Source organism: Paracoccus sp. NFXS7 (assembly GCF_040148865.1).
GTDB classification, from domain to species: Bacteria; Pseudomonadota; Alphaproteobacteria; order Rhodobacterales; family Rhodobacteraceae; genus Paracoccus; species Paracoccus marcusii.
In genome coordinates this window covers 136,512-161,109 of sequence record NZ_JAKEKV010000007.1, presented here as the reverse complement: position 1 = coordinate 161,109, position 24,598 = coordinate 136,512, and the positions used below count along the sequence as shown (strand labels likewise).

The window sequence follows — 24,598 nt, the reverse complement described above, 5'->3', positions numbered from 1 at the left end:
TCAGTATCCTCCGCCCAGTTCGGCGATCTCGGCCTCGGTCAGGTAATGCAGCTTCTCGCCGCGCAGGATGAACTGCAGCTTGGCGGTCTCCTCCAGCTCCTCGGCATTGTTCACGGCATCGTCGATGTCGCGGCCCAGCACGACGACCCCGTGCGAGGCCAGCAGGAAGGCCTGCGCGCTACTGCCCTTCGCCGCGGCGGCCAGGTCCAGCCCGATCTGCGGCGATCCGGGGCGCGAATAGGGGATGACCGGCATGTGCCCGATGCGCATGACGTAATAGGGGGTGAAGGGCCGGATCGCGTTGTCGCGGGGCAGCCCCTCCAGGCAGGACAGCGCCGTCAGATAGGTCGAATGCAGATGCACGATGGCCCCCGCCTGCGGCCGCACGTCATAGAGCGCGCGGTGAAAGGCGAATTCCTTGGAGGGCTTCGGCCCTGGCAGCGGCTCGCCATCCGCGCTGATCACCGACAGCGCATCGGCGGACAGGCGGCCCAGGCTGCTGCCCGTGGGAGTCACGGTGAAGCCGCCATCGGGATTGCGGACCGACACGTTGCCTGCCCCGCCCACGGAATAGCCGCGCTCGAACAGGCTGCGGCACAGCATCACCATGCGGTCGGCGGCGCTCATGCGGAGACCTCCTGCGCGTCGGTGAAGAAGGTCTCGGCCCCGAAATTGCCGGATTTCAGCGCCAGCGACAGCGGCTTGTCCACCGCGCGGACCCAAGGCACGCCGGGCGCGATCTGCGGCCCGATGGCAAAGCCCGTGACCTTCAGCGCCTGCGTGACCGAGCCCGAGGTCTCTCCTCCCGCGACGATGAAGCGGGTGATGCCGCCCTGCGCCAGACGCGCGGCGACGGCGGCGAAGGTGCGTTCGACCGCCTCGGAGGCGGCGGCGCCGTGCTGCGCCTGGATCGCGCGCAGGCGCGCCGGATCGGCGGTCGCGGTGATCATCGGCGCGCGGCCCTGCGGCTGCGCCAGCACCCATTCGGCCAGCGCGACGCCATAGGTGTCGGCATCGGCCAGGCAGCGGTCGACCTCCACGTCCAGCGTCGGCGCCAGCGCGCGATAGGCCGCGACCTGCCGGTTCGTCATCACGGAACACGACCCCGAGATCACCACCGCCGGCCCCGCCAGCGGCGCGCCCGCGTCCTGGGCCTGGGCATCGGCCCCGCCCGACACCGCGCGCGCGATGCCGTATCCCAGCCCCGACCCGCCGGTGACCAGCGCCATGTCCGCCACGGCCTGCCCAAGGGTCGCCAGATGCGCGTCGCCGATCGCGTCCAGCACGACGTAGCGCACCCCCTCGGCCCGCAGTGCGGCGATGCGGTCGCGCACCGCCTGCGGCCCCTGATCGACGGTCGCCGCATCGACCAGCCCGCAGCGGCCCTGCGCCTGCCCTTCCATCAGCCGGATCAGGCTGCTGTCGCGCATGGGCGTGATCGGGTGATCGCGCATGCCTGAATCTTGCAGCAAGTCCTGACCCACGAACAGGTGGCCCAGATAGACCGATCGCCCGTTCACCGGCAGCGCCGGGCAGATCACCGTGATGTCGGTCCCCAGGGCCGCCATCAGCGCATCGGCCACCGGGCCGATATTGCCTGCGGCCGTCGAATCGAAGGTCGAGCAGTATTTCTGATAGATCTGCGCGCAGCCCCGCGCGCGCAGCCAGTCCAGCGCCGCCAGGCTGTCGGCCACGGCCTCGGCCGCCGGGTTCGACCGGCTTTTGAGCGAGATCACCACCGCATCGGCATCGACCTGCGCGTCGGCGTCCGGCACGCCGATCATCTGCGTGGTGGTCAGCCCGCCCGCGACCAGGAACCCGGCGATGTCGGTCGCGCCGGTGAAATCATCCGCGATGACGCCGATCTTCATGCCTTCCCCTCCGGCAGGGTGATGCCCGAGAAGGTCTTGATCACCGCGCTGTCATCCTCGCGCCCATGGCCCATGTTCGAGGCCTGCTGGAACATCGCGAAGGCGGTCGAGGCCAGGGGCAGCGGAAAGCCCAGGGCGCGGCCGGTTTCCGTCACCAGCCCCAGATCCTTGACGAAGATGTCCACGGCCGAGGTCGGGGTATAGTCGCCATCGACCACATGCTTCATCCGGTTCTCGAACATCCAGGAATTGCCGGCGGCGTTGGTCACCACGTCATACATCGTGTCCAGCGGGATGCCCGCGCGGGCAGCCAACGCCATCGCCTCGGCGCCGACGGCGATATGCACGCCCGCCAGCAGCTGGTGGATGACCTTGACCGTGGCGCCCTGGCCGATGTCAGGCCCGATGCGATAGGTCTTGGCGGCCACTGCCTCCAGCACCGGGGCCAGCGCGTCGAAGGCCGCATCCGGCCCCGAGGCCATCACCGTCATCGCCCCCTGCGCGGCCTTGGCGGCCCCGCCCGACACCGGCGCGTCCAGCATCAGGATGCCGCGCGCCGCCAGATCGGCGCCCAGGGTGCGCGCATCATCCGCCGATTGGGTGCAGCTGACCATGATCGCGCCGCCGGGTGCGATGCGGTCGGCAACGCCTCCCTGCCCCAGGATCACCTGACGCGCCTGCGCGCCGTTCACGACCAGCACGATCACCGCGTCGAAATCGCCGCCGAGGCCCGCGACGCCATCCGCCACGCCCTCGGCCCCCTGGGCCGCAAAGGCGTCACGCCGCCCCGCGTCCAGGTCGATGCCGCTGGTGGCCAGTCCGGCACGCAGGCAGGACAGCGCCGCCCCCATGCCCATGGACCCAAGGCCTACGACGCATACTCGATAGCGGGACGGGACGGACATCTGTGCTTCTCCCTGATCAGATTGGGGCGCAGTCAGTCACAAACACGCGCGCAATGCAACAATTTATCTCAATAAGTCACGTTTTTTAACATACCCGCTCATCGTTGCGGTGATAGTTTTTTTCCGTTCCCGCAGATTTCACGGCCCGGCGGCCACCGGACGGATTTACACCGTCGCGCGCCCGGCGTTCTGTCGGCACCGGATCGCAACACCGGAGGGGACGACATGGCGACATCACTGGTACTGGAACGCAAGGGTCAGCTGGCGCTGCGCGACATCGCGCTGGATCAGGACCTGTCGCCCACTGACGTGCGCATCGCGGTCCATACGGTCGGCATCTGCGGGTCGGACGTGCATTACTATACCCACGGCAAGATCGGCCCCTTCGTGGTCGAGCAGCCGATGGTCCTGGGGCACGAGGCATCGGGCACCGTGGTCGAGGTCGGCGCCCAGGTCACGCACCTGAAGCCCGGCGACAGGGTCTGCATGGAGCCCGGCATTCCCGATGCGACCTCGCGCGCGGCCAAGCTGGGCATCTACAACGTCGATCCGGCGGTGCGGTTCTGGGCCACCCCACCCGTGCATGGCTGCCTGACGCCGCAGGTCGTGCATCCGGCGGCCTATACCTACCGGCTGCCCGATCAGGTCTCGTTCGCGCAGGGCGCGATGGTCGAGCCCTTCGCGATCGGCATGCAGGCCGCGTTGCGGGCGCGCATCCAGCCAGGCGACATCGGCTTGGTCACCGGCGCCGGGCCCATCGGCATGATGACCGCGCTGGCGGCGCTAGCGGGGGGCTGCGCCAAGGTGCTGGTCGCGGACCTGGCCCAGCCCAAGCTGGATATCATCGGCGCCTATCCGGGCATCGAGACCGTCAACATCCGCACCACCCCCGCAGCCCAGGCGATCGCCGAGGCCACCGATGGATGGGGCGCGGACGTCGTCTTCGAATGTTCCGGGGCGGCCCCCGCGATCCTAGGCCTGCCGGCGCTGGCGCGTCCGGGCGGCGCGGTCGTGCTGGTCGGCATGCCGGTCGATCCGGTGCCGGTCGACATCGTCGGCCTGCAGGCCAAGGAGCTGCGCATCGAGACGGTGTTCCGCTATGCCAACGTCTATGACCGCGCGATATCGCTGATCGCGGCGGGCAAGGTCGACCTGTCGCCGCTGATCTCGGCCACGATCCCGTTCGCGGACAGCATCGCCGCCTTCGACCGCGCGGTCGAGGCGCGCGACACCGACGTCAAGATCCAGATCCGCATGCCAGACTGAAACGCGCCTGAAAAGTATGACCGCCGCCCCGGCGTTTTGGAATGGCTGCAGCCCTGGGTTGCAGCCATTTCCCATCGGGCAAGGCACCAGTCGCGCGGCCATGCTGCATGGCAGCATTTTCATGCCGCGGTTCCCGTCCCGCTGACATGATGATTTTTCGGCACCCGGTGTCAAAAAAGTATCTGAAGATTCGCCGTGCCGTCGTGGCCCCGTCCCGACCACCCGTGCTAGCAAAGGTCCAGCGCCTTGGAGGGCCGGCATCGCAGCAGCGGGCCGTGCTGGCGCGGAGAGGGGGAACGCGATGCAGCCAGATCTGGAACTGGTCCATATCCGCAAGGGTGAATCCTTTGCCGCGTGGCAGCACGGCTATCCCTTCCGCACGGTCCGCTGGCACTTCCATCCGGAATACGAGATCCACCTGGTCGTGGCGACCTCGGGCAAGTTCTATATCGGCGACCATGTCGGCGAATTCGGGCCCGGCCAGCTGATCATGACCGGACCGAACCTGCCCCAGAACTGGATCAGCGACATCCGTCCCGGACAGATCGTGCCCTGCCGCACCAAGGTCATCCAGTTCCCCGAAAGCTTTATCGAGGCCGCCCGCGGGGCATTCCCCGAACTGGAATCGGCCCGGCACCTGCTGGAGCGCAGCCGCCGGGGCCTGCTGTTCGACGACGACACCTCGCGTGCGGTGATGCCGCTGATGGGCAAGCTGATCGACGCGCGCGGCGTGCGCCGGCTGGGGCTGTTCTTCCAGATCCTGGACCTGCTGGCGACGGCGCCCAAGGCGCAGACGCTGGCCAGCCTGAGCTTTGTCATGGACATGCAGCGGGCCGAGGAATCGGACATGAACCGCGCCCTGGGCCATCTGCGGGAAAACCTGCTGGACGCGGTCAGCGAAACGGAACTGGCCGACCTGACCGGACAGAGCCAAAGCGCGTTCTCGCGGTCGTTCAAGCGCCATACCGGGACCACGCTGGTCCGCTATCGCAACCAGATGCGGATCGACCTGGCCTGTCACATGCTGCTGTCGGACCCCGACGCCAAGGTCGCTGATATCTGCTTTGACGTGGGCTTTTCGAACCTGTCGAACTTCAACCGCCATTTCCTCAAGCTGAAGAAGATGTCGCCATCGGAATTCCGCGCGACCTTCGCCGCCAACCAGACGATCCGCATGGCCAGCTGAACCCGCCACACCACCCCATACCCTGCGCGACGCGGTTCCCCATGCGGGCCGCGACCGGAGGGGGACTGCCGACTGCACATCGAAGGGAGGACTATGATGAATACCTTGCTCAAGACCGTATCCGCCGCCGCGCTGGGCTTTGTCGCCTCGGCCGGCCTTGCCGCCGCCCAGGACGACACGCTGAAGATCGGCATGACGTTCCAGGAGATGAACAACCCCTATTTCGTGTCCATGCAGGAGGCCCTGAACGAGGCCGCCGCCCAGATCGGCGCCGAGGTCATCGTGACCGACGCGGGCCATGACGTGGCCAAGCAGATCTCGGATGTCGAGGACATGCTGCAGCAGGGCATCGACATCCTGCTGCTGAACCCCACCGACAGCGCAGGCGTCGAATCGGCGGTGCGCATGGCCAAGGACCAGGGCGTGATCGTGGTCGCGGTCGACGCCAACGCCAACGGCCCGGTCGACACCTTCGTGGGCTCCAAGAACCGCGACGCGGGCTATCAGTCCTGCGCCTATCTAGCCGAAGCCCTGGGCGGCCAGGGAGAGGTCGCCATCCTGGACGGCATCCCGGTCGTGCCGATCCTGCAGCGCGTCGAGGGCTGCAAGGAGGCCCTGGCCGAGCACGAGGGCATCACCCTGGTCGACACCCAGAACGGCCGCCAGGACCGGTCCGTCGCCCTGGGCGTGGTCGAGAACATGATCCAGTCGCACCAGAACCTGGCCGGCATCTTCTCGGTCAACGACGGCGGTGCGATGGGTGCGCTGGCCGCGATCCAGGGGTCGGGCCGCGACATCAAGCTGACCTCGGTCGACGGCGCCCCCGAGGCGGTCAAGGCCATCGCCGACGGCGGCCCGTTCATCCAGACCACCGCGCAGTTCCCGCGCGACCAGGTCCGCGTGGGCCTGGGCATGGCGCTGGCCCAGTACTGGGGCGCGCGCGTGGTACCGACCGAGGTGCCGATCGACGTGCGCACGGTCGATGCCGAGAACGCGGCCGACTTTAGCTGGTGACGGACCCGGCCGCGCCCCCGACGGGGCGCGGTCGAACGAAAGGGGGCAAGATGCTGGAACTCAGGGGAATACGCAAAAGCTTCGGCCGGATCGAGGTCCTGCATGGTGTGGACCTGCATGTCCGCGCCGGAGAGGTGCACGCCCTTCTGGGCGAGAACGGCGCCGGGAAATCGACGCTGATGAAGATCGTCAGCGGCATCATCCAGCCCTCGGACGGCCAGATCCTGATCGACGGAGAGCCGCGCAGCTTTGCCACCTATGACGCGGCGATCGCGGCGGGCGTCGGCATCGTGTTTCAGGAATTCAGCCTGATCCCCGGCCTGACCGCGGTCGAGAACATGTTCCTGGCCCGCGAGATGCGCGGCCCCCTGGGCCTTCTGGACCGCAAGGCGATGCGGGTCCGCGCGCAGGCGATCCTGCGGCGGCTTGAGGTCGACCTGCCGCTGGACGTGCCCATCGCCCGCCTGTCGGTCGCCGAACAGCAGTTCGTCGAGATCGCCAAGGCGCTGTCGCTGGACGCCCGCATCCTGGTCCTGGACGAACCCACCGCGACCCTGACCCCGTCCGAGACCGAACACCTGTTCAAGGTCATGCGCGAACTGCGCGCCGCCGGGGTGGCCATCGTCTTCATCTCGCATCACCTGGACGAGATCTTCGAGATCTGCGACCGCATCACCGTGCTGCGCGACGGCGAATATGTCGGCAGCACCGATGTCGCCGACGTCACCATCGACCGCCTGGTCGAGATGATGGTCGGCCGCCGCATCGAGAACAGCTTTCCCCCCAAGCCCGCCCGCGACCCCGCGGCCCCCGTCGTGCTGGAGGCGGTGGAGGTGCAGCTGCGTCGCGGCGGCCCGGTATCGTCCTTTCAGCTGCGCGCCGGAGAGATCCTGGGCTTTGCCGGGCTGGTCGGATCGGGGCGCACCGAGACCGTCCTGTCGATCCTGGGCGAATATCCCGCCGCGCGCTGCAAGATCCGCGTGGACGGCGCCGAGGCGCGCCTGCGCGACCCGGCCGACGGGCTGGCCCGCGGCATCGGCCTTCTGCCCGAAAGCCGCAAGGAACAGGGGCTGATCACGGCCTTTTCCATCCTGCAGAACGTGTCGGTGAACAACTACGGCAAATATCGCCAGGCCCATTGGTTCATCGACTTCAAGAAGGAGCTGGCCTCGACCCAGGCCGCGATGGAGCAGGTGCGCGTCAAGGCCCAGGGCCCCCGCGCCCGCGTCGACACCCTGTCGGGCGGCAACCAGCAGAAGGTCGTCATCGCCCGCTGGCTGAACCACCAGATGCGGGTGCTGATCTTCGACGAACCCACGCGCGGCATCGACGTCGGCGCAAAGGCCGAAATCTATCAGCTGATGCGCCGGTTCACGGCGCAGGGATACGCCATCATCATGATCTCGTCAGAATTGCCGGAAGTCATCGGCATGGCCGACCGGGTCTGCGTCTTCCGCTCTGGCGGGATCGTCGCGACGGTCGAGGGCGACGCGATCACCTCGGAAGGGATCATGACACATGCAACCACGGGAAAGGTCCACCATGTCGCATGACGCAAACACCGCCAGGCACCGCGCCTTCGACTGGCTGCTGCATTCGCCCCTGGCGCTGCCCCTGGTCGGGCTGATCGTGGTGTCGGTGCTGATGGCCTTCGCCAGCGACAATTTCTTCACCGTCAACAACATCCTGAACGTGCTGCGGCAGGTGTCGGTCGTGGGCATCCTGGCGGTGGGCATGACCTTCGTCATCCTGACCGGCGGAATCGACCTGTCGGTAGGTGCGGTCATGGCGCTGGCGGGCACGGTCGCGGCCGGCATCATGGTCAACATGGGCCTGCCCGGCGGGGTGGGCATCGCCGCCGCCCTGCTGGTCGGGCTGGGGCTGGGGCTGTTCAACGGCGTGCTGGTGGCTTGGGGCAAGATGCCCGCGATCATCGTGACCCTGGCCACGATGGGCATCGCCCGCGGGCTGGGCCTGATCTATTCGGGCGGCTATCCGATCAGCGGGCTGCCGGGCTGGGTGTCCTGGTTCGGCGTGGGCCGGGTGGGCATCATGCCCGTGCCGGTGATCATCATGATCGTCGTCTATGCACTGGCCTGGCTGCTGCTGCAGCGCACGCCCTTCGGCCGCCACGTCTATGCCATCGGCGGCAACGAGACCGCCGCCCGCCTGTCCGGCGTGCGCACCCGGCTGGTCAAGCTGGCGGTCTATGCCATCTCGGGGCTGACCGCGTCGCTGGCCGCCATCGTGCTGACCGGCCGCCTGATGAGCGGCCAGCCCAACGCCGGGGTGGGATTCGAGCTGGACGCCATCGCCGCGGTTGTCCTGGGCGGCACGGCCATCGCCGGTGGGCGCGGGCTGATCCTGGGCACGCTGATCGGCGCGGTGCTGCTGGGCATCCTGAACAACGGCCTGAACCTGGTGGGCATCAACCCCTACATGCAGGACGTGATCAAGGGCCTGATCATCCTGCTGGCGATCTATATCGGGCGGGAATGGCGCTGATGGACCGGTACCTGATCGGCATCGACGTCGGCACCGGATCGGCGCGGGCGGGCGTATTCGACGCCACGGGCGCCGCGCTTGGCACCGGAAAATGCGACATCGCCATGCACCGCCCCGACGGGGTGATCGCCGAACAGTCCAGCGCGCAGGTCTGGGACGCGGTCTGCGCCGCGACCCGCGCCGCGGTGGCCCAGGCCGGGATCGACCCGGCCCGCGTGGCAGGCATCGGGTTCGACGCGACCTGTTCGCTGGTGGTGGTGGGCGATACGCCCCTGGGCGTGGGCGACCCCGCCCATCCCGACCGCGACATCATCGTCTGGATGGACCACCGCGCGGTCGACCAGGCGGCGCGCATCAATGCGGGCGGGCACGACGTCCTGCGCTATGTCGGCGGGCGCATCTCTCCCGAAATGGAGACGCCCAAGCTGCTGTGGCTGCGCGAAAACCGGCCCCAGGTCTTTGACGCGGCGCGCCATTTCTTCGACCTGACCGATTTTTTGACCTGGAAGGCCACGGACAGCACCGCGCGGTCGACCTGCACGGTGACCTGCAAATGGACCTATCTGGCGCATGAGGGCCGGTGGGACGGCGATTACTTCCGCGCCATCGGCCTGGGCGTGCTGGCCGACGAAGGCTTCGTCCGCATCGGCACGCAGGTCGTGCCGCCCGCCACGCCCCTTGGCGCGGGCCTGACCGCCGATGCGGCGCGCGCCATGGGCCTGCGGCCCGGCATCGCCGTCGGCGCAGGGCTGATCGACGCGCATGCGGGCGGGGTCGGCACCGTCGCCGCGATGGGCGATCCGGTCGACACGGTGGGCTATGTGTTCGGCACATCGTCCTGCACCATGACCACGACGCGGAACCCGGCCTTCGTGCCGGGCGTCTGGGGGCCCTATTTCTCGGCCATGGTGCCGGGCATGTGGCTGAACGAAGGCGGGCAGTCGGTCGCGGGCGCGGCCATCGACCACCTGCTGCGCCTGCACCCCGCCCACGACCAGGCGACCGATGCGGCCCGCGCGCAGGGCCGGTCCCTGCCCGAATGGCTGGCGGACCAGGCCGCGCCCGACGCCGTGCGGCAGGCGGCCCACCTGCATGTAGTGCCCGAATTCCTGGGCAACCGTGCGCCCTTTGCCGACCCCCATGCCCGCGCCATCGTCAGCGGCCAGGGGATGGATACGGACCTGGCGTCCCTGATCTCGCTGTATGTCGCGGGGGTCTGCGGGCTGGGTTACGGCCTGCGCCAGATCATCGCGACCCAGGCCGCCCACGGGGCACCGGTCGCGCGCATCGCCATCAGCGGGGGCGCGGGCCGCCATCCGCTGATCCGCAAGCTGCTGGCCGATGCGACCGGCCTGCCCGTGGATGCCGCGGCGGCGGACGAGCCCGTGCTGCTGGGCGCGGCCATGCTGGGCGCGGTCGCGGGCGGGGTGTTCCCCGACCTGGCATCGGCCATGCCCGCCATGTCGCGCGTCCTGACCACCCATCACCCCGACCCCGACAGCCAGCGGCTGCACGCCGCGCGCCATCGGGCCTTCCTGACGCTTCAGGCCACCGCCCGCGACCTGCGCGGCGACATCGACGCCGCATTGAGAGGAGACCACGATGCCCTTCACGGATAGATCCGTCATCATCACCGGCGCAGGCAAGGGCATCGGCCGGGCCACCGCCATCCTGCTGGCCGAACGCGGCGCGCGGGTCACGGCCATCAGCCGCACGCAATCCGACCTGGACAGCCTGGACGCCCGGGCCATCGTGGCCGACCTGTCCGACCCCGCGGCGGCGCGCGATGCCATGGCCCAGGCCGGGACCTGCGACTTCCTGGTCAACTGCGCCGGCACCAACGTGCTGGAGGGGCTGCTGGATCTGACCGACGCGGGCTATGACACGGTGATGGACATCAACCTGCGCAGCGCGCTGATCTGCGCGCAGGAGTTCGCCCGCGCCCGGATCGCCGCGGGCGGCGGCGGCGCCATCGTCAACGTCACCAGCATCGCGGGCCATCGCGGATTCCCCGACCACGTCGCCTATGCCGCGTCCAAGGCCGGGCTGGAGGGCGCGACCCGCGTCATGGCGCGCGAACTGGGCCCCCACGGCATCCGCGCCGTGGCCATTGCGCCCACCGTCACGCTGACCGAACTGGCCGCCGCCGCCTGGAGCGCGCCAGCCAAGCGCGACCCGATGATGGCCCGCCACCCTATGGGCCGCTTTGCCGAGGCCGAGGACGTGGCCCGCGCCATCGCGCTGCTGCTGTCGGACGATGCGGGCCTGATCACCGGGGCGGTCCTGCCCCTTGACGGCGGCTTCCTGGCCGTCTGACCGAACACCATCCCAAGGAGAATACCATGTCCCAAGACCTGCACGGCAAGGTTGCCGCGATCACCGGGGCCGCATCGGGCATCGGGCTGGCCGCCACGCGCGCACTGCTGGAGGCGGGTGCCCGCGTGGTGCTGGTCGACCGCAACGCCGACGCGCTGGACGCGCTGACGCGCGAGCTGGGCGCAGACGCGATCGCCCAGGTCACCGACCTGCTGGACGCGGACAGCTGCAACGCGATGGTGCCGCAGATCCTGGACAAGGTCGGCCAGATCGACATCATGCTGTGCAACGCGGGCAGCTATATCGGCGGCGATCTGGTCGACACCAACCCGGCCGCCATCGACCGCATGCTGAACCTGAACGTCAACGCGGTGATGAAGAACGTCCATGCGGTGGCCCCCCACATGATCGAACGCGGCACGGGCGACATCATCGTCACCAGTTCCATCGCCGGACACGCGCCGATCCACGTCGAGCCGGTCTATACCGCGTCGAAATGGGCCGTGACCTGTTTCGTCCAGACCATGCGCCGCCAGCTGATGGGCCATGGCGTGCGGGTGGGACAGGTCTCTCCGGGGCCGGTCATCTCGGCCCTGCTGGCGGATTGGGAACCCGAACGCCTGCAGCGCATGAAGGATGCCGGCGCCCTGATCGAACCGGTCGAGGTCGCGGACGCGCTGATGTACATGCTGACGCGCCCGCGCAACGTGACGATCCGCGACATGATCGTGCTGCCCAGCAACTTCGACGTCTAGGCGAACGCCTCGCTGGTGCCGCGCGACAGGTGCCCCCCGGTGGGATCGCCCACCGGGACGCCGTCCTGCGCGATGGTCCGGCCGCGCAGCAGGGTGCGGACCGGCCAGCCGGTGATCTCCATCCCCTCGTAGGGCGTGTAGTCGCAGCCGTGGTTCAGCTGCGCCTGCCGGATCGGCCGGGTCAGGGTCGGGTCCCACAGCGCCAGGTCGGCATCCGCGCCGATGGCGATGCTGCCCTTCTGCGGATAAAGGCCATAGAGCCGCGCGGGGTTGGTCGCGGTCAGCGCCACGAACCGCTGCAGGCTGATGCGCCCCTTGCCGACACCTTCGGAAAACAGGATCGGCAGGCGGGTTTCGACCCCCGGGAGGCCGTTCGGCACGTATTTGAACGACGATCGCGCGCGGGGCGTGTCCTTGCCGGTGGCGTCGATGCGGAACGGGCAATGGTCGGACGAAAAGATGTCGAAGGTCCCGTCCCGCAGCCCCTGCCAGATCGCCGCCTGGCTGTCCGCATCGCGCGGCGGTGGGGAACAGACGTATTTCGCGCCGTCGAAATCCATGTTCAGCCCGCGCAGGTCGTCGGCGGTCAGGGCGACATATTGGGGGCAGGTTTCGGCGTGAACTTTTAGGCCGCGGGCACGGGCCCACTGGATCTGCTCCATCGGGTCGCGGCCTGACACGTGGACGATCACCACCGGCACGTCGATCAGCTGGGCGTGGCTGATGGCCCGGTGCGTGGCCTCGCGTTCGGCGATCTGGGCATGGGCCTGACCGTGGTAATAGGGCGCGGTGCGGCCCTCGGCCTCCAGGCGGCGGGTCAGGTGGCGGATCGCGTCATGCCCCTCGGCATGGACCATGACCAGGGCGCGTTCGCGGCGCGCCACCTCGAACACGTCCAGGATCTGGGCGTCGTTCAGGACCAGGTCGTCATAGGTCATGAAGACCTTGAAGGACGTGTATCCGTCGCGGACCAGCGCCGGCAATTCTTGCCCCAGGACCTGGGGGGTGGGGTCGCTGACGATCAGGTGGAACGACACGTCGGTGTGGCAATGCCCCTTCGCCTTCTGGTGGTACTCCTCGACGCAGGCGCGCAACGACTGTCCTTTGATCTGCAGCGCAAAGGGCAGCACGGTCGTGTTGCCCCCCGCCGCCGCCGACCGGGTGCCGCTGGCGAAGCCGTCCGCCATGGTCGTGCCGTCCGAGGTCGGCTGGTCCAGATGCACATGCGCGTCGATCCCGCCCGGCAGGACCAGCAGCCCCGTGGCGTCGATCCGGTCGGCCCCGGTCAGCCCCTGCCCGATCTGCGCGATGCGCCCGTCGCGGATGCCGATATCGGCGGCATAGCTGTCGGCGGCGGTGACGACCGTGCCGCCCGCGATGACCAGGTCCAGCCCGCTCATGCGACGATCCGGGCCAGCGCGTCGGTCAGGCGGTCGACCTGATCCAGCGTGTTGTAATGCACCATCGACACGCGCAGCACGCCGCCGTCCTGATCCTCGCCCAGATGCTCGACCAGGCGGCGCGAATGGAAATCGCCGAAGCGCATGGCGATGCCGTGATCGTCCATCGCGCGGGCGACGGCGCCGGAATCGATGCCGTCGAACTTGAACGCGATGGTTGGCACGCGGGTGCTGTCGCGGTTGACGGCCTGCCCCATGACGCGGCAGTCGTTGCGCCCCGACAGCCAAACCAGCAGGCGATCGGTCAGCGCATCCTCCTGCGCGGTGATCAGATCGAAGGCGGCCTCCAGCAGGGCGCGGTCGTCGCCCGTGGCGCCGTGATGGCGGGCCAGCGTGGTCAGGTATTCAAGGATGCCGTCGGTGGCATAGGCGGCCTCATAGCTGGGATTGCCGGGCTCCAGCTTGGCCGAAACCTTATCCTTGCCATAGAAGTAATGGTACAGCCCGTCCAGTTCGGCCAGCAAGTCGTATTTCCCGTACATCAGCGCGCCGTGCGGGCCATAGGCCTTGTACAGGCTGAAGACATAGTAATCGACATCCCAGGCCTGCACGTCGATCAGCCGGTGCGGCGCATAGGCGACCGCATCGACGCAGATCCGTGCGCCGCGGTCATGGACGAAGCGCGCGAAATCCGCGACGGGATGCACCTGCCCCAGGATGTTTGACACATGCGTCACGCAGACCAGACGGGTGCGGTCGGTCATCAGCGGGGCCAGATCGGCCAGCTGCAGGTCCATCGTGTCCGCGTTCAGCGGCCAGACCTTGATGACGACGCCGAACTCCTCCAGCCGGGTCCAGGGGCCGATGTTGCTTTCGTGATCGGCCATGGTGACGATGACCTCGTCGCCCGGCACGAACTGGCGGCGCATGGCCTGCATCAGGTTGCCCATCAGCACCGTGGTCGAGGGACCGAAGACGATCTCCTCGGGGCGGGCGGCATTGACCAGCGTCGCGGCGGCGCGACGGCCCGCCATCAGCGCCTCGGCCGCGGCCTGCGACACCGCATAGCTGCCCCCAATCTGGACGTTGCGGTGCGTCAGGAACTCGACCATGCGGTCCAGCGCGGGCTGAGCGATCTGCGCGCCGCCGGCATTGTCGAAGAACACCCAGTCCTGCGTCAGGCCGGGGAATTGGGACTGCACATAGGCCATGTCCAGCTGTGTCATCGGGGTCGTCCTTCAGTGGTTCAGCACGGCGCCCAGGAAATTGCGCGTGCGTGGTTCTTGGGGGTCGGACAGCACCTGCGCGGGCGGTCCCTGTTCGACGATCTGGCCCGCATCCATGAAGATGACGCGGTCGGCCACCTGGGACGCGAATCCCATCTCGTGCGTGACGACGATCATGGTGGTGCCCGTCCGGGCCAGATCGCGCATGACGTCCAGCACCTCGCCCACCATTTCGGGGTCCAGCGCGCTGGTCGGTTCGTCAAACAGCATCACCTGCGGCTCCATCGCCAGCGCCCGAGCGATGGCGACGCGCTGCTGCTGGCCGCCGGACAGATGCTCGGGGTACTTGTCGGCCTGGCTGGAAATGCCCACGCGGGCCAGCAGGCGGTCGGCCTGGGCCGCGGCATCCGCCCGCGTGGTGCGGCGCACGCGGCGGGGCGCCAGCATGACGTTTTCACGCACCGTCAAATGCGGGAACAGGTTGAAGGACTGGAACACCATCCCGACCTCGGCACGCACGCGGGCCAGCGCGCGGCCGGTGGTGACGGGGGTGCCGTCCACGCGGATCTCGCTTGCGGGGTCGAACCCCTCCAGCCGGTTGATGCAGCGGATCAGGGTCGATTTGCCGGACCCCGACGGACCGATGATGCAGACGACCTCGCCCTTGGCGACGTCCAGGTCGATGCCGCGCAGGGCCTCGAAGCTGCCATAGGATTTCCGCAGGTTGCGGATGCTGACGAAACCGGCCATCTCAGCGCCTCCGTGCCGTAAAGCGGCGTTCCATGCGCGACACCAACGCGACCAGCGGCCACAGGAACGCGATATAGATCACCGCCGCCACGATCAGCGGCGTGGGGTTCGCGGCCAGGGCCTGCGCCTGCGTCGCCTGCTTCAGCAGGTCGGGCATGGCCACGACCGATGCCAGCGCGGTGTCCTTGACCACGTTGATCGAATTGTTGGTCAGCGGCGGGATGACGATCCGCACCGCTTGCGGCAGGATCACGTCGGCCATGGTCTGGCGCCCGTTCAGGCCCAGGGCGGCGGAGGCCTCGAACTGGCCCTTGGGGATCGCCTCGATGCCGGCGCGAAAGATCTCGGCCGTATAGGCGCCCGACACCAGCGTCAGCGCGCTCATGGCGGATGCGAAGGGCGACAGGCGCAGGCCCACGAAGGGCAGTGCGTAATAGACGATGATCAGCAGCACCAGCAGCGGGATCGACCGGAAGATGTCGATATAGAGCCGTGTCACGAACCGGACAGGGCCGGGCCCGTACAGCCGCGCCATGGCGAGGCCAAGGCCCAGCACCAGCCCCGCGACGATGCTGGCCGCCCCCAGCTGCAGCGTGATCCACAGACCCTGCAGCAGCATGGGAAAGGTCCGCCGCATCACCTCGGCGTTCAGGAAGGTGTCGAAGATATCCATGTGCATCCCTTCGGGTCCGGGACGGGCCCGGACCCGGCTGTCGGATCAGTTGAGCGTCGGCATCGGCAGAACGGTGACGGTGGACGACTCCGCATCGGGGGCGACGCCGAACCATTTCTCGTGCAGCTCGGCCACCACGCCCTCGGTCTTCAGCGCGTCCAGGATGGTGTTGACCTCCGTCGCCAGTTCGGCGTCCTTGGCGAACATCATCGAATACTTCTCTCCGGTCGGGATGCGTTCGACGACGGCCAGCTGCGGCTTGTCCTTGACGTAGTACTGCAGCGCCGGGATGTCCGACACGTACCCGTCGATCCGCCCCGCCTGCAGGTCCAGCATCGCGGGCGCCAGCCCCTCATAGCGGCGGATGTCGGCGAACCCGTATTCGGCCTGGTTCTCGGTCGCCCACATGTCGCCGGTCGATCCGGTGTCCACGCCGACGACCTTGTCCTTCATCTCGGCCAGCGATTTCGGCCCCTCGGCCAGGGCGGTCAGCGACTGGTCGCTGTCGTAATAGGGCTGGGCGAAGGTCACCGATTCCAGGCGTTCGTCGGTGATGGTGATGGAGCTGGTCGCGATGTCGATCCGCCCCGACTGCACGGCAGAGAACAGCCCGTTGAAGGGAATGTTCACCGTCTCGACCTCGGCGCCCATGCGGTCGGCCACGGCGGCGACCAGGTCGATCTCGAAGCCCACGAACTGGCCGGCATCGTCCTGGAACTCCCACGGGACGTTGCCGATGTTGGCGCCCACCGTCAGGGTCTCCTGTGCCGAGGCGGCAAGGGCCGAACCGGCAAGCAGCACCAGTGCCACGGCCGTGCGGCGCATCCTTTTTCCGTGCATGATCATCTCCCCGTCTTTATGATTCTGGATTGACCGGCCAAACCGGTCTGACCAGTATCAAGCCACGGGCCGATCCGGTTTGCAATGGCCGTGGTTCCTGTGCAGATGGATGGCGGACACGATGCCGACGGAAAGGGCAATGCGCGGGTGATGTGGGACAAGGGACCGGTGACGCAGACCATCGCGCGTCGCCTGCAGGAGATGATCCGGTCGGGCGAACTCAAGGCCGGAGAGCGGCTGCCGTCGCAGCGGGTGCTGTCGGAACAGCTGAATGTGTCGCGCCCGTCGCTGCGCGAGGCGCTGCTGACGCTGGAGACGTTGGGCCTGGTCCAGACCCTGCCCGCGCGGGGGACCTTTGTGATGGACCCGGCAACGCGGCCCGCGCAGACGACATGGCGCTATGACGATGCCCACGATCTGCGCGAGGTGTTCCAGACCCGCCTGTTGATCGAGGGAGAGCTGGCGCGGCTGGCCGCATCCGCCATCACCCCCGATGCGCTGGCCGGCCTGCAATCGGCCGCCGCCCAGTTCGAGCAGGCTTGGGCGCAGGGCGACTTGGTCGCCCATGTGGACGCGGACCTGGCCCTGCATCAGGGCATCGCGCAGGCCTGCCCGAACCGGATGCTGGCCACGTTGTACAGCACCGTCAGCCAGCTGCTGACCGAGACGCAGCGCCAGCCGATCCCGAACACCGACCCCGATCGCATGGCGCAGTCCATCGCCGAACACCGCGCCATCCTTGCCGCGATGGAACGGCGCGATCCCGACGCGGCGCAGGCGCATATGCGCGACCACATCCGCAACACCGCGCGCTGCGCGGGCCTGCAGATCTAGCGCCCCGAACGCTCTGCGCGCGCTTTTTGGCAAAACCCGCTTGACGGCCCTGCGCCAGTCTTTTAGATCGCCGCTACTCGTGGCGGAGTAGCTCAGTTGGTTAGAGCAGCGGAATCATAATCCGCGTGTCGGGGGTTCGAGTCCCTCCTCCGCTACCAGTCATCCCCCAGATGCAATCTTGTGAATCCTGCCCCAGGTGGCCTGCGGGCATCTTTTCGTTTTGGGCTCACAGGGCCCCCTCGCTGCCGGAATACATCACGCCCAGGACGCGATGGGCGGCGTCGGTCCGACAGGTCCATGGCGCCTCGGCCCCGGTGACGGCGGCCTGAACATCGGCGCCTGCCTGCGTTTCGGTCACGCTGACGACGGTGACGGCGGACAGGCCCCTGCCCACCTGGGCCGCGATGGCCGCGCGGCAGGCGGTGGCGGCGGGGCCGGTCAGGTCGTCACCGGCGCAGGCGGCCAGCGGCAGCGCCGCCAGCAGGGCAAGGATGGTCTTGGCGGTCATGCGGCGGCCTTCCGATCCAGCGGTGATTCGCGCAGACCAGTCAACCATGCCGGCCGCGACCCGGCTATCGGATTGGCGACATGCGAAAGGGCCCGCGGCGATGCCACGGGCCCCTGTCGTCACGCCGGATCGGCGATCATTCGGCCGGCATCGCCTCGACCGAGATGCGGACCTCGACCTCGTCGGACACGGCGGGGGCGAACATGCCGGCGTTGAAGTCGCTGCGCAGCAGGGTGGTGGTCGCGTCAAAGCCCAGCCAGGGCTTGTTCTCCATCGGGTGGGTGCCCTGCTGGTTCAGCGTGGTGTCCAGCACGACCTCCTTGGTGACGCCGTTCAGGGTCAGATCGCCGGTGATCAGCGCGGTGGTGTCGCCGGTGACCTCGATGCCGGTGGACTTGAAGGTCACCTCGGGGGCGGCACCCTCGGCGCCGAAGAAGTCGGGCGACAGGAAGTGCTCGTCACGGCCTGCAAAGCCGGTCATCAGCGAAGCGACCGGGAACGTCGCCTCGACCGAGGATGCGGCCGGGTCCTCGGCGTCGAACATGATCGTGCCGGTGATGTCGCCGAACATGCCCGTCGTGGTCGAGAAGCCCAGGTGGCTGTAGTCGAACACGATCTGGCTGTGCGAGGTGTCCAGGCTGTAGGTTTCGGGCGCTGCCAGGGCGGCACCGGCGACGAGGGCGAAAGCGGCGGTCAGGGCGGTCGTTTTCAGCATCGGAATCTCCGTTTGTTGTGGGGGCACCATCCTTGGAAGCGGCCCGTGGGGCAACTAGCGATGCGCGAACAGGGGCTGTCAGCCAGCGCACATCACCGTGTGGCGGTCAGCGCGACGGTCAGGTCCACCTGGAACCCCACCGTGCTTTCGTCGGCATATCCCGCCCCCACCTGCCAGTCGCGGCGGTCCATCACGGCCTGCCCCTGCATCACGGCGACGCCGTCCGTGATGGTCAGATCGAAGGGCAGCGTGACGGGCATCTGCTGGTCGCGCAGGCGCAGCGGTCCTTCGGCGACATAGCCCGCGCCCTCGGGTCGGATCGTGCCCTCGAAGACGGCGGTGGGATGGGCGGCGACGTCAAAGAACTCAGCCCCCTTGGCCTGGTCGGTGACGGTGCCGATGGTGACGCTGTCCATGTTGATGGTCACCGTCACGGCGCCCGTGCCGCTGTCCGGGTCGAACGTGATCGCCGCCGTCCAGTCGGCAAAGCTGCCGGTCACGGTCGATCCCATCTGGCGCACGGCAAAGCCGAGTTCACCGTCGGTGACCTGCCATTCGGACGCCGCCTGTTCCAGCGTCGCCACCGGGGCCGCGTCGCGCGGCGCGGTGGCCAGCGCATAGGCCGCCCCCGCCCCGAAGACCGCCACCGCGACCAGCGCCGGCAGCGCGTGGCGGGCGGCGATGCCCCGGCCCGCGGGCACGCCCCGCGTCATGCGGCCCAGCACCCCGTCGCGGTCGATCACCGCATGCTTGATGGCGCCCGCCACATGCAGGACCACCGACCCGATCAGCAAGAAGGCAAAGACGTGATGCACCTGGGCCATGACCATCGCCAGGGCGGGCGATTTCGGCACCAGCGGCAGCCCCTGCCCCAGGGGCCACAGGATCGGCGCGAACCCGTCGGTCGCGGCATGTTCGATCCAGCCCGTCACCGGCACCAGCACCATCGACCCGTAAAGCGTCCAATGCACCGCCTCGGCCAGCAGGGTCTCCAGCCGGCGTTCGGGGTGGACGGGGGCGGGGCGCGTCTGGGTCAGCGCCCAGCCGATGCGCGCCAGCGCCACGACCAGCGCCGCAAGACCCAGCGTCTTGTGGAACGAGAACACCTGCACCTTGAGCGCCATCTGCTCCAGCGGGATGCGTTCGGCCCACAGGCCCAGGGCGATGTTGGACAGGATGATCAGGGCGGTCAGCCAGTGCAGGCTGCGGGCGACGCTGCCATAGCTGGATTTGGTATTCTGGCGCATGGGGGGCCTTCGATGCGGATTTTTCCCCTGATAGCGCGTTTCGCGGATGCGCGGCACTGCCTTGGCCGCACATCCGCTGTGCGGGGCGTCACAATTCGACGACGCGCCGCTCGATCATCGCGGTCTGCGCCGCCAGCCCCATGCGCACGGCCCAGATGCCGTCCTGGACGCTGACGTCGGGGCGGTCGCGCTGGCCGCGGACAAGTTCCAAGAACCCCCGGTGCTGATAGAAGGTCGAGCCGTTGTGATCCCCCGCATCCAGCAGCGTCGGGTCCACGGGGATCACGTGGACCTGCGGCCCGCGGGGTTCGCGGGGCGACACGACGACCTGCGCCACGGGCGGATCGCCCAGATGCGCGGGCCAGAAGCGGGTGGGACCCGGCACAAAGGCCTCGATCTTGCCGCGGGGGCCCACGGCGCTGATCTCCTCCTGCCAGCGCGATCCTTCGGCGAACATGCACAGCTCCAGCATGGCGCGGGTGCCGTCGGCAAAGTCCACCGCGACATAGCCGTGGTCGAAGATGTCGGGCGTCCGGCCGTCATGCACCTCGTCCAGGTGGTTCAGCGCCTGCCCGCCGGTCGCCATCACGCGGACCGGGTCAGACCCCAGCGCCAGCCGCATCAGGTCGAAGAAATGGCAACACTTCTCGACGAACGTCCCGCCGCTGTAGCGGTTGAAGCGGTTCCACTGCCCGACCTTGGACAGGAACGGATAGCGGTGTTCGCGGATGCTCAGCATGCGGATGCCGCCGGTGGCCTCCTGGGCCATCTCCAGCAGCCGGGCGACGGGGGGCATGTAGCGGTATTCCATCGCGACCCAGACCGGCGCCGCGTGCCGTGCGGCCAGTTCCGCCACCGCCGCCGCGTCCGACGCCTGGGTGAACAGCGGCTTTTCCACCAGCACCGGCAGCGGCCTGTGCGCGGCCACGGCCTGCAGCTGTTCGACATGGCGGTGGTTCGGGCTGGCGATCAGCAGGCAGTCCAGCCCCGGATGCGCCAGCAGGTCGGCCACGCTGTCCACCATGCGCGCACCGGGGGCCAGCGCCGCGGCGCGGGCGCGCATGGCGGCGTCGGGTTCGAAGATGGCACCGATGGCGGTGCCGGGCAGCAGGGCGATGTTGCGCAGGTGTTCCTGGCCCATCATCCCGCAGCCGATCACGCCATAGGTGATCACGCGGCTGTCTTGCATGGTCATGGGATCTCCTTAGACGAGGCGCTGGACGTAGAGCGCGCGGTCGGTGTCGTACCAGGTGCGCGAGAATTCGACCGCGTCCTGGGTCCGCGCCCAGGACAGGCGCTGGATGAAGGCGGTCGTGCTGCCGGGGCGGGGCGTGAAATCGGGCGGCGCCCAGTCGGGCACAATGCCCAGGCCGACGCGATCCTCGGCCCGGGTGATCCACAGCTTCAGCGCCCGCTTGTAGGTCAGGTACAGCGAATCCTGGACCATCTCGGGGGGAATGGCCCCGGCCCCGCCGTCCAGCCAGATCTCCTCGACCGCGATGGGGGTGTCGTCCAGGAACCGCAGGCGCCGGAACCGGGTGCCGTGATCGGCGCTGCCATAGGCGGGCTGGCCGGCATCCTTGGGATGCGATCCGACCGACAGCAGACGCGCGCGCGGCAGGCCGCCCCCGCCCTGCGCATGTTCCAGCCGGAACATCGAATAGACCGCCCGCGTCGGTTCGCCCGCCCGGATGTAGTTCCCCGATCCCTGCCGACGGTCCAGCAGGCCCTGCGCCTCCAGTTCGGCCAGCGCCTTGCGCAGGGTCCGCACGGTGGTGTCATGCGCCTGGGCCATCTGGCGTTCGGGCGGCAGCTTCTGGCCATCGACCAGACGACCCGCGGCGATGTCGCGAATCATCATCTCGGTGATCTGCAGGTGGATCGGCAACGCGTCCGACCGATGTTCGCCTGCCCCTGCCACGACCGTCCCCCGGTAAATTGATACACCATTGATTTACACGATGGGGGACGCTATGCAAAGGGAAATCCGACGCCGTCCCGGGAGGAAACCATGACCGTCGTCCCCGTCACCTCAGCCGATCTGGATGCCGTCGAGGTCGCCTGGTTCGCGGCGCTGTGTTCCGACGATTACCGCCATCTGGGCGTGCCCGACGGGTCGCTGCGGTCAAGCTGGGCGCATTGCTCGGACATCGTGCGCACCGCCGAACGGCAGGGCTTCGGCAACATCCTGTGCCCGTCCAGCTATCAGGTCGGACAGGACACGCTGTCCTTCGTCGCGGGCTGCGCGCCGATCACCCAGCACATCAACATGCTGGCTGCCGTCCGCTGCGGAGAGATGCAGCCGATCATGCTGGCCCGCACCATCGCCACCCTGGACCACATGCTGGAAGGCCGCCTGACGGTCAACATCATCAGCAGCGATTTCCCCGGCCAGCAGGAGCCCAGCCCCTTCCGCTATCAGCGCAGTCGCGAGGTGGTCGAGATCCTGAAGCAGGCCTGGACGCAGGGCGAAATCAACTATCAGGGTCAGGTCTATGATTTCAGCGGCCTGACCACCGATCCTGTCCAGCCCTATCAGACGGGCGGGCCGATGCTCTATTTCGGCGGGTATTCCCCCGACGCGCTGGACCTGTGCGGCCAGCATTGCGACGTCTATCTGATGTGGCCGGAAAAGACCGAGGACATCGCCGACCGGATGCGCGCCGCCCATGCCGCGGCCGAGAAATACGGCCGCACGCTGGATTACGGCTTTCGCGCCCATGTGATCGTCCGCGACACCGAGGCCGAGGCCCGCGAATATGCCCGCGACCTGGTCAGCCAGCTGGACGATGACCAGGGTCGGCTGATCCGCGAACGCGCGCTGGACGCGGGCTCGCTCGGCGTCAGCCGCCAGGCGCGCAACCGAGAGCTGGCCGATCTGGAAGGCTATATCGAGCCCAACCTGTGGACCGGCGTGGGCCGGGCGCGGTCGGGCTGCGGCGCGGCCATCGTCGGATCGACCGACCAGGTCCTGACCAAGCTTGAGGAGCTGCGTCGCATGGGCATCCGCGCCTTCATCCTGTCGGGCTATCCCCACAAGGACGAGGCCTGCCATTTCGGCAGCCGCGTCCTGCCCCAGATGAATACCTGCCAGTTGAACCGTGTCTGGGGCCGCGTGCCCGACACCACCCCCGCAACGCCCCTGGGCACCGGCGAAAGGCGCTGAGATGAACCGTGTGACGCTGACCGACGATCTGAGCCTGTCGCGGCTGGTCTATGGCATGTGGCGGATCGGCGACGATGCCGACACCTCGCCCACCCATGTCCAGGCCAAGATCGAGGCCTGCCTGGACCAGGGCATCACCACGATGGACCAGGCCGACATCTATGGCGCCTATACCGCCGAAGGCATCCTGGGCGCCGCCCTGCGCGCCAGCCCCGGCCTGCGCGACCGGATCGAGATCGTCACGAAATGCGACATCATCGCACCGATCGGCAAATACGCCGACGCGGCCTGCAAGCATTACGACACGTCCGGCGATCACATCCGCGCCGCGGTCGACACGTCGCTGCGCGACATGGGCACGGACCGGATCGACCTGCTGCTGATCCACCGACCCGACCCGCTGATGGACCCTGATGAGACGGGCCGTGCACTTGACGGCTTGGTATTCCAGGGCAAGGTCCGCGCGGTGGGCGTGTCGAATTTTCGTCCCTGGGACGTGGAACTGCTGCAGGGGTCGATGCAGACCCGGTTGGTCACCAACCAGATCGAGGTGTCGCTGGCCGCGATCCAGCCCTTCACCAACGGCGACCTGGCCTTTCATCAGCGCCGCCGCGACCCGGTCATGGCCTGGTCGCCCCTGGGCGGCGGCAGCCTGATGACCGGTCACGGACCCGTCGCGGCCGAACTGGACGCGCTGGCGGCGGAATTCGGCGTGGACCGCGCGGCGGTGGCTGTTGCGTTCCTGTTGCGCCACCCCGCGACCATCCTGCCGGTCATGGGCACCAATTCGCTTGCACGGATCGCCCGGATCGCCGATGCCGAAAAGGTCCGGCTGGACCGCGTGCAGTGGTTCCGCCTTTACCAAGCAGCCCTTGGGCAAGAGGTGCCATGACGCGACCGATCCCGCACAGCTTCGTTCCCGATCCGCAGAACGGGCGGCTGCTGCGCGATGCCTTTGGCCGCTTTGCGACCGGGGTCACGGTGGTGACCGCCGCGACCGAGGGCGGCTGCGCGGCGATGACCGCCAACAGTTTCTCGTCCATCTCGATGGACCCGCCGCTGGTGATGTGGTCGCCGGCGCTGGCCAGCTCGCGCTTTCCGGTCTTTGCGCAGGCGCGCCATTTCGCCATCCACGTGCTGGCCGCCGACCAGGCCGACCTGGCCTGGACAGTCGCGCGCAACCGCAACGCGCTGGACCATGCGGGCCTGTCCGCGAACGCGCATGGCGTCCCGGTGCTGGACCGCTGCCTGGCCCGGTTCGATTGCGACCTGTTCGCCATGCACGAGGCGGGCGACCACATGATCATCGTCGGTCGCGTCCTGCACGCCCAGATCACCGAAGGCGATCCGCTGGCCTTCTTCGGCGGGCAAATCGCCGGGATCGCCAGAGGCTGACCGACCGCGGCGCCGGGCAGGAGGAG

General features: G+C 68.4%; 25 protein-coding genes and 1 tRNA gene. 13 read left to right on the top strand and 13 right to left on the bottom strand.

From position 1 onward, the window contains the following. Genes otnC through ltnD form a run of 3 tightly spaced genes read right to left on the bottom strand, consistent with a single transcriptional unit; the run spans position 1 to position 2,776 of the window. Positions 1 to 627, bottom strand: a complete 627-nt coding sequence (gene otnC / locus LZ686_RS13075) for a 3-oxo-tetronate 4-phosphate decarboxylase (RefSeq protein ID WP_349548079.1) — start codon at positions 625 to 627, stop codon at positions 1 to 3. Beyond that, the gene (gene otnK / locus LZ686_RS13070; protein WP_349548078.1) at positions 624 to 1,871 is read right to left on the bottom strand and encodes a 3-oxo-tetronate kinase; all 1,248 of its coding nucleotides are present in this window, start codon (positions 1,869 to 1,871) and stop codon (positions 624 to 626) included. Before otnK ends, otnC begins: the two co-directional genes overlap by 4 nt. Continuing rightward, entirely contained in the window at positions 1,868 to 2,776 is a 909-nt protein-coding gene (ltnD, locus tag LZ686_RS13065; RefSeq protein WP_349548077.1) for an L-threonate dehydrogenase, read from the bottom strand. The genes otnK and ltnD overlap by 4 nt, the downstream gene beginning before the upstream one ends. A 225-nt stretch (positions 2,777 to 3,001) precedes the next feature. On the opposite strand from ltnD, the gene LZ686_RS13060 reads away from it, so the two are divergent. The 8 genes from LZ686_RS13060 (at position 3,002) to LZ686_RS13025 (ending at position 11,818) form a co-directional block, all read left to right on the top strand. Beyond that, positions 3,002 to 4,042 carry an NAD(P)-dependent alcohol dehydrogenase gene (locus LZ686_RS13060; protein WP_349548076.1) on the top strand — a complete coding sequence of 347 codons (1,041 nt, stop codon included), beginning with the start codon at positions 3,002 to 3,004 and terminating at the stop codon, positions 4,040 to 4,042. Between the two features lie 301 nt (positions 4,043 to 4,343). Continuing rightward, positions 4,344 to 5,228: an AraC family transcriptional regulator gene (locus tag LZ686_RS13055; protein WP_045983349.1), complete on the top strand. Its 885-nt coding sequence runs from the start codon at positions 4,344 to 4,346 to the stop codon at positions 5,226 to 5,228. Between the two features lie 96 nt (positions 5,229 to 5,324). Next, a complete protein-coding gene (locus LZ686_RS13050; RefSeq protein WP_046001452.1) occupies positions 5,325 to 6,242 on the top strand; it encodes an ABC transporter substrate-binding protein in 918 nt (305 codons plus the stop codon). Between the two features lie 50 nt (positions 6,243 to 6,292). Next, positions 6,293 to 7,795, top strand: a complete 1,503-nt coding sequence (locus LZ686_RS13045) for a sugar ABC transporter ATP-binding protein (RefSeq protein WP_139599201.1) — start codon at positions 6,293 to 6,295, stop codon at positions 7,793 to 7,795. After that, the gene (locus LZ686_RS13040) at positions 7,785 to 8,747 is read left to right on the top strand and encodes an ABC transporter permease (RefSeq protein WP_217845386.1); all 963 of its coding nucleotides are present in this window, start codon (positions 7,785 to 7,787) and stop codon (positions 8,745 to 8,747) included. Before LZ686_RS13045 ends, LZ686_RS13040 begins: the two co-directional genes overlap by 11 nt. Further along, positions 8,747 to 10,366, top strand: a complete 1,620-nt coding sequence (locus LZ686_RS13035) for an FGGY-family carbohydrate kinase (RefSeq protein ID WP_349548075.1) — start codon at positions 8,747 to 8,749, stop codon at positions 10,364 to 10,366. The genes LZ686_RS13040 and LZ686_RS13035 overlap by 1 nt, the downstream gene beginning before the upstream one ends. Beyond that, a complete protein-coding gene (locus LZ686_RS13030; RefSeq protein WP_139599202.1) occupies positions 10,350 to 11,063 on the top strand; it encodes an SDR family oxidoreductase in 714 nt (237 codons plus the stop codon). Before LZ686_RS13035 ends, LZ686_RS13030 begins: the two co-directional genes overlap by 17 nt. Before the next feature lie 26 nt (positions 11,064 to 11,089). Continuing rightward, the gene (locus LZ686_RS13025) at positions 11,090 to 11,818 is read left to right on the top strand and encodes an SDR family oxidoreductase (RefSeq protein ID WP_046001279.1); all 729 of its coding nucleotides are present in this window, start codon (positions 11,090 to 11,092) and stop codon (positions 11,816 to 11,818) included. On the opposite strand, the gene hydA is transcribed toward LZ686_RS13025, so the two are convergent. The 5 genes from hydA to LZ686_RS13000 are packed head-to-tail and all read right to left on the bottom strand — an operon-like array spanning position 11,815 to position 16,692. Then, positions 11,815 to 13,218, bottom strand: a complete 1,404-nt coding sequence (gene hydA / locus LZ686_RS13020) for a dihydropyrimidinase (RefSeq protein ID WP_349548074.1) — start codon at positions 13,216 to 13,218, stop codon at positions 11,815 to 11,817. The genes LZ686_RS13025 and hydA overlap by 4 nt on opposite strands. Next, the gene (locus tag LZ686_RS13015) at positions 13,215 to 14,444 is read right to left on the bottom strand and encodes a cysteine desulfurase-like protein (protein ID WP_349548073.1); all 1,230 of its coding nucleotides are present in this window, start codon (positions 14,442 to 14,444) and stop codon (positions 13,215 to 13,217) included. The genes hydA and LZ686_RS13015 overlap by 4 nt, the downstream gene beginning before the upstream one ends. Positions 14,445 to 14,456: 12 nt before the next feature. Beyond that, positions 14,457 to 15,194 (bottom strand): amino acid ABC transporter ATP-binding protein, encoded by a 738-nt coding sequence (locus LZ686_RS13010; RefSeq protein WP_127899191.1) that lies wholly within the window; start codon positions 15,192 to 15,194, stop codon positions 14,457 to 14,459. A gap of 1 nt (position 15,195) precedes the next feature. Continuing rightward, positions 15,196 to 15,867, bottom strand: coding sequence for an amino acid ABC transporter permease (locus LZ686_RS13005; RefSeq protein ID WP_349548072.1), 672 nt, complete (start codon positions 15,865 to 15,867; stop codon positions 15,196 to 15,198). A gap of 45 nt (positions 15,868 to 15,912) precedes the next feature. Then, positions 15,913 to 16,692 carry an ABC transporter substrate-binding protein gene (locus LZ686_RS13000; protein WP_349548071.1) on the bottom strand — a complete coding sequence of 260 codons (780 nt, stop codon included), beginning with the start codon at positions 16,690 to 16,692 and terminating at the stop codon, positions 15,913 to 15,915. A 99-nt stretch (positions 16,693 to 16,791) separates the two neighbouring features. On the opposite strand from LZ686_RS13000, the gene LZ686_RS12995 reads away from it, so the two are divergent. Then, positions 16,792 to 17,541, top strand: a complete 750-nt coding sequence (locus LZ686_RS12995; protein WP_232303368.1) for a FadR/GntR family transcriptional regulator — start codon at positions 16,792 to 16,794, stop codon at positions 17,539 to 17,541. An 81-nt stretch (positions 17,542 to 17,622) separates the two neighbouring features. Further along, a tRNA-Met gene (locus LZ686_RS12990) sits at positions 17,623 to 17,699 on the top strand. Positions 17,700 to 17,767: 68 nt separating this feature from the next. Here the strand turns inward: LZ686_RS12990 and LZ686_RS12985 are convergent. From LZ686_RS12985 to LZ686_RS12965, 5 genes are all read right to left on the bottom strand, one after another. Further along, a complete protein-coding gene (locus LZ686_RS12985; RefSeq protein WP_349548070.1) occupies positions 17,768 to 18,049 on the bottom strand; it encodes a hypothetical protein in 282 nt (93 codons plus the stop codon). Between the two features lie 136 nt (positions 18,050 to 18,185). Further along, positions 18,186 to 18,764 carry a YceI family protein gene (locus tag LZ686_RS12980; protein WP_187427299.1) on the bottom strand — a complete coding sequence of 193 codons (579 nt, stop codon included), beginning with the start codon at positions 18,762 to 18,764 and terminating at the stop codon, positions 18,186 to 18,188. A gap of 92 nt (positions 18,765 to 18,856) precedes the next feature. Further along, positions 18,857 to 20,011: a cytochrome b/b6 domain-containing protein gene (locus LZ686_RS12975; RefSeq protein ID WP_349548069.1), complete on the bottom strand. Its 1,155-nt coding sequence runs from the start codon at positions 20,009 to 20,011 to the stop codon at positions 18,857 to 18,859. 88 nt (positions 20,012 to 20,099) lie between these two features. Beyond that, positions 20,100 to 21,206: a Gfo/Idh/MocA family protein gene (locus tag LZ686_RS12970; RefSeq protein WP_371705721.1), complete on the bottom strand. Its 1,107-nt coding sequence runs from the start codon at positions 21,204 to 21,206 to the stop codon at positions 20,100 to 20,102. 9 nt (positions 21,207 to 21,215) lie between these two features. Further along, positions 21,216 to 21,932: a GntR family transcriptional regulator gene (locus LZ686_RS12965; RefSeq protein WP_349548068.1), complete on the bottom strand. Its 717-nt coding sequence runs from the start codon at positions 21,930 to 21,932 to the stop codon at positions 21,216 to 21,218. Between the two features lie 90 nt (positions 21,933 to 22,022). Here LZ686_RS12965 and LZ686_RS12960 point away from each other — a divergent pair, with 90 nt between their 5' ends. The 3 genes from LZ686_RS12960 to LZ686_RS12950 are packed head-to-tail and all read left to right on the top strand — an operon-like array spanning position 22,023 to position 24,572. Next, on the top strand, positions 22,023 to 23,177 hold the full coding sequence (locus LZ686_RS12960) for an LLM class flavin-dependent oxidoreductase (protein WP_349548067.1): 1,155 nt from the start codon (positions 22,023 to 22,025) through the stop codon (positions 23,175 to 23,177). A 1-nt stretch (position 23,178) separates the two neighbouring features. After that, positions 23,179 to 24,069, top strand: a complete 891-nt coding sequence (locus LZ686_RS12955) for an aldo/keto reductase (protein ID WP_349548066.1) — start codon at positions 23,179 to 23,181, stop codon at positions 24,067 to 24,069. After that, positions 24,066 to 24,572 carry a flavin reductase family protein gene (locus LZ686_RS12950; RefSeq protein WP_045982416.1) on the top strand — a complete coding sequence of 169 codons (507 nt, stop codon included), beginning with the start codon at positions 24,066 to 24,068 and terminating at the stop codon, positions 24,570 to 24,572. Before LZ686_RS12955 ends, LZ686_RS12950 begins: the two co-directional genes overlap by 4 nt. The last annotated feature ends 26 nt before the right edge of the window (positions 24,573 to 24,598 follow it).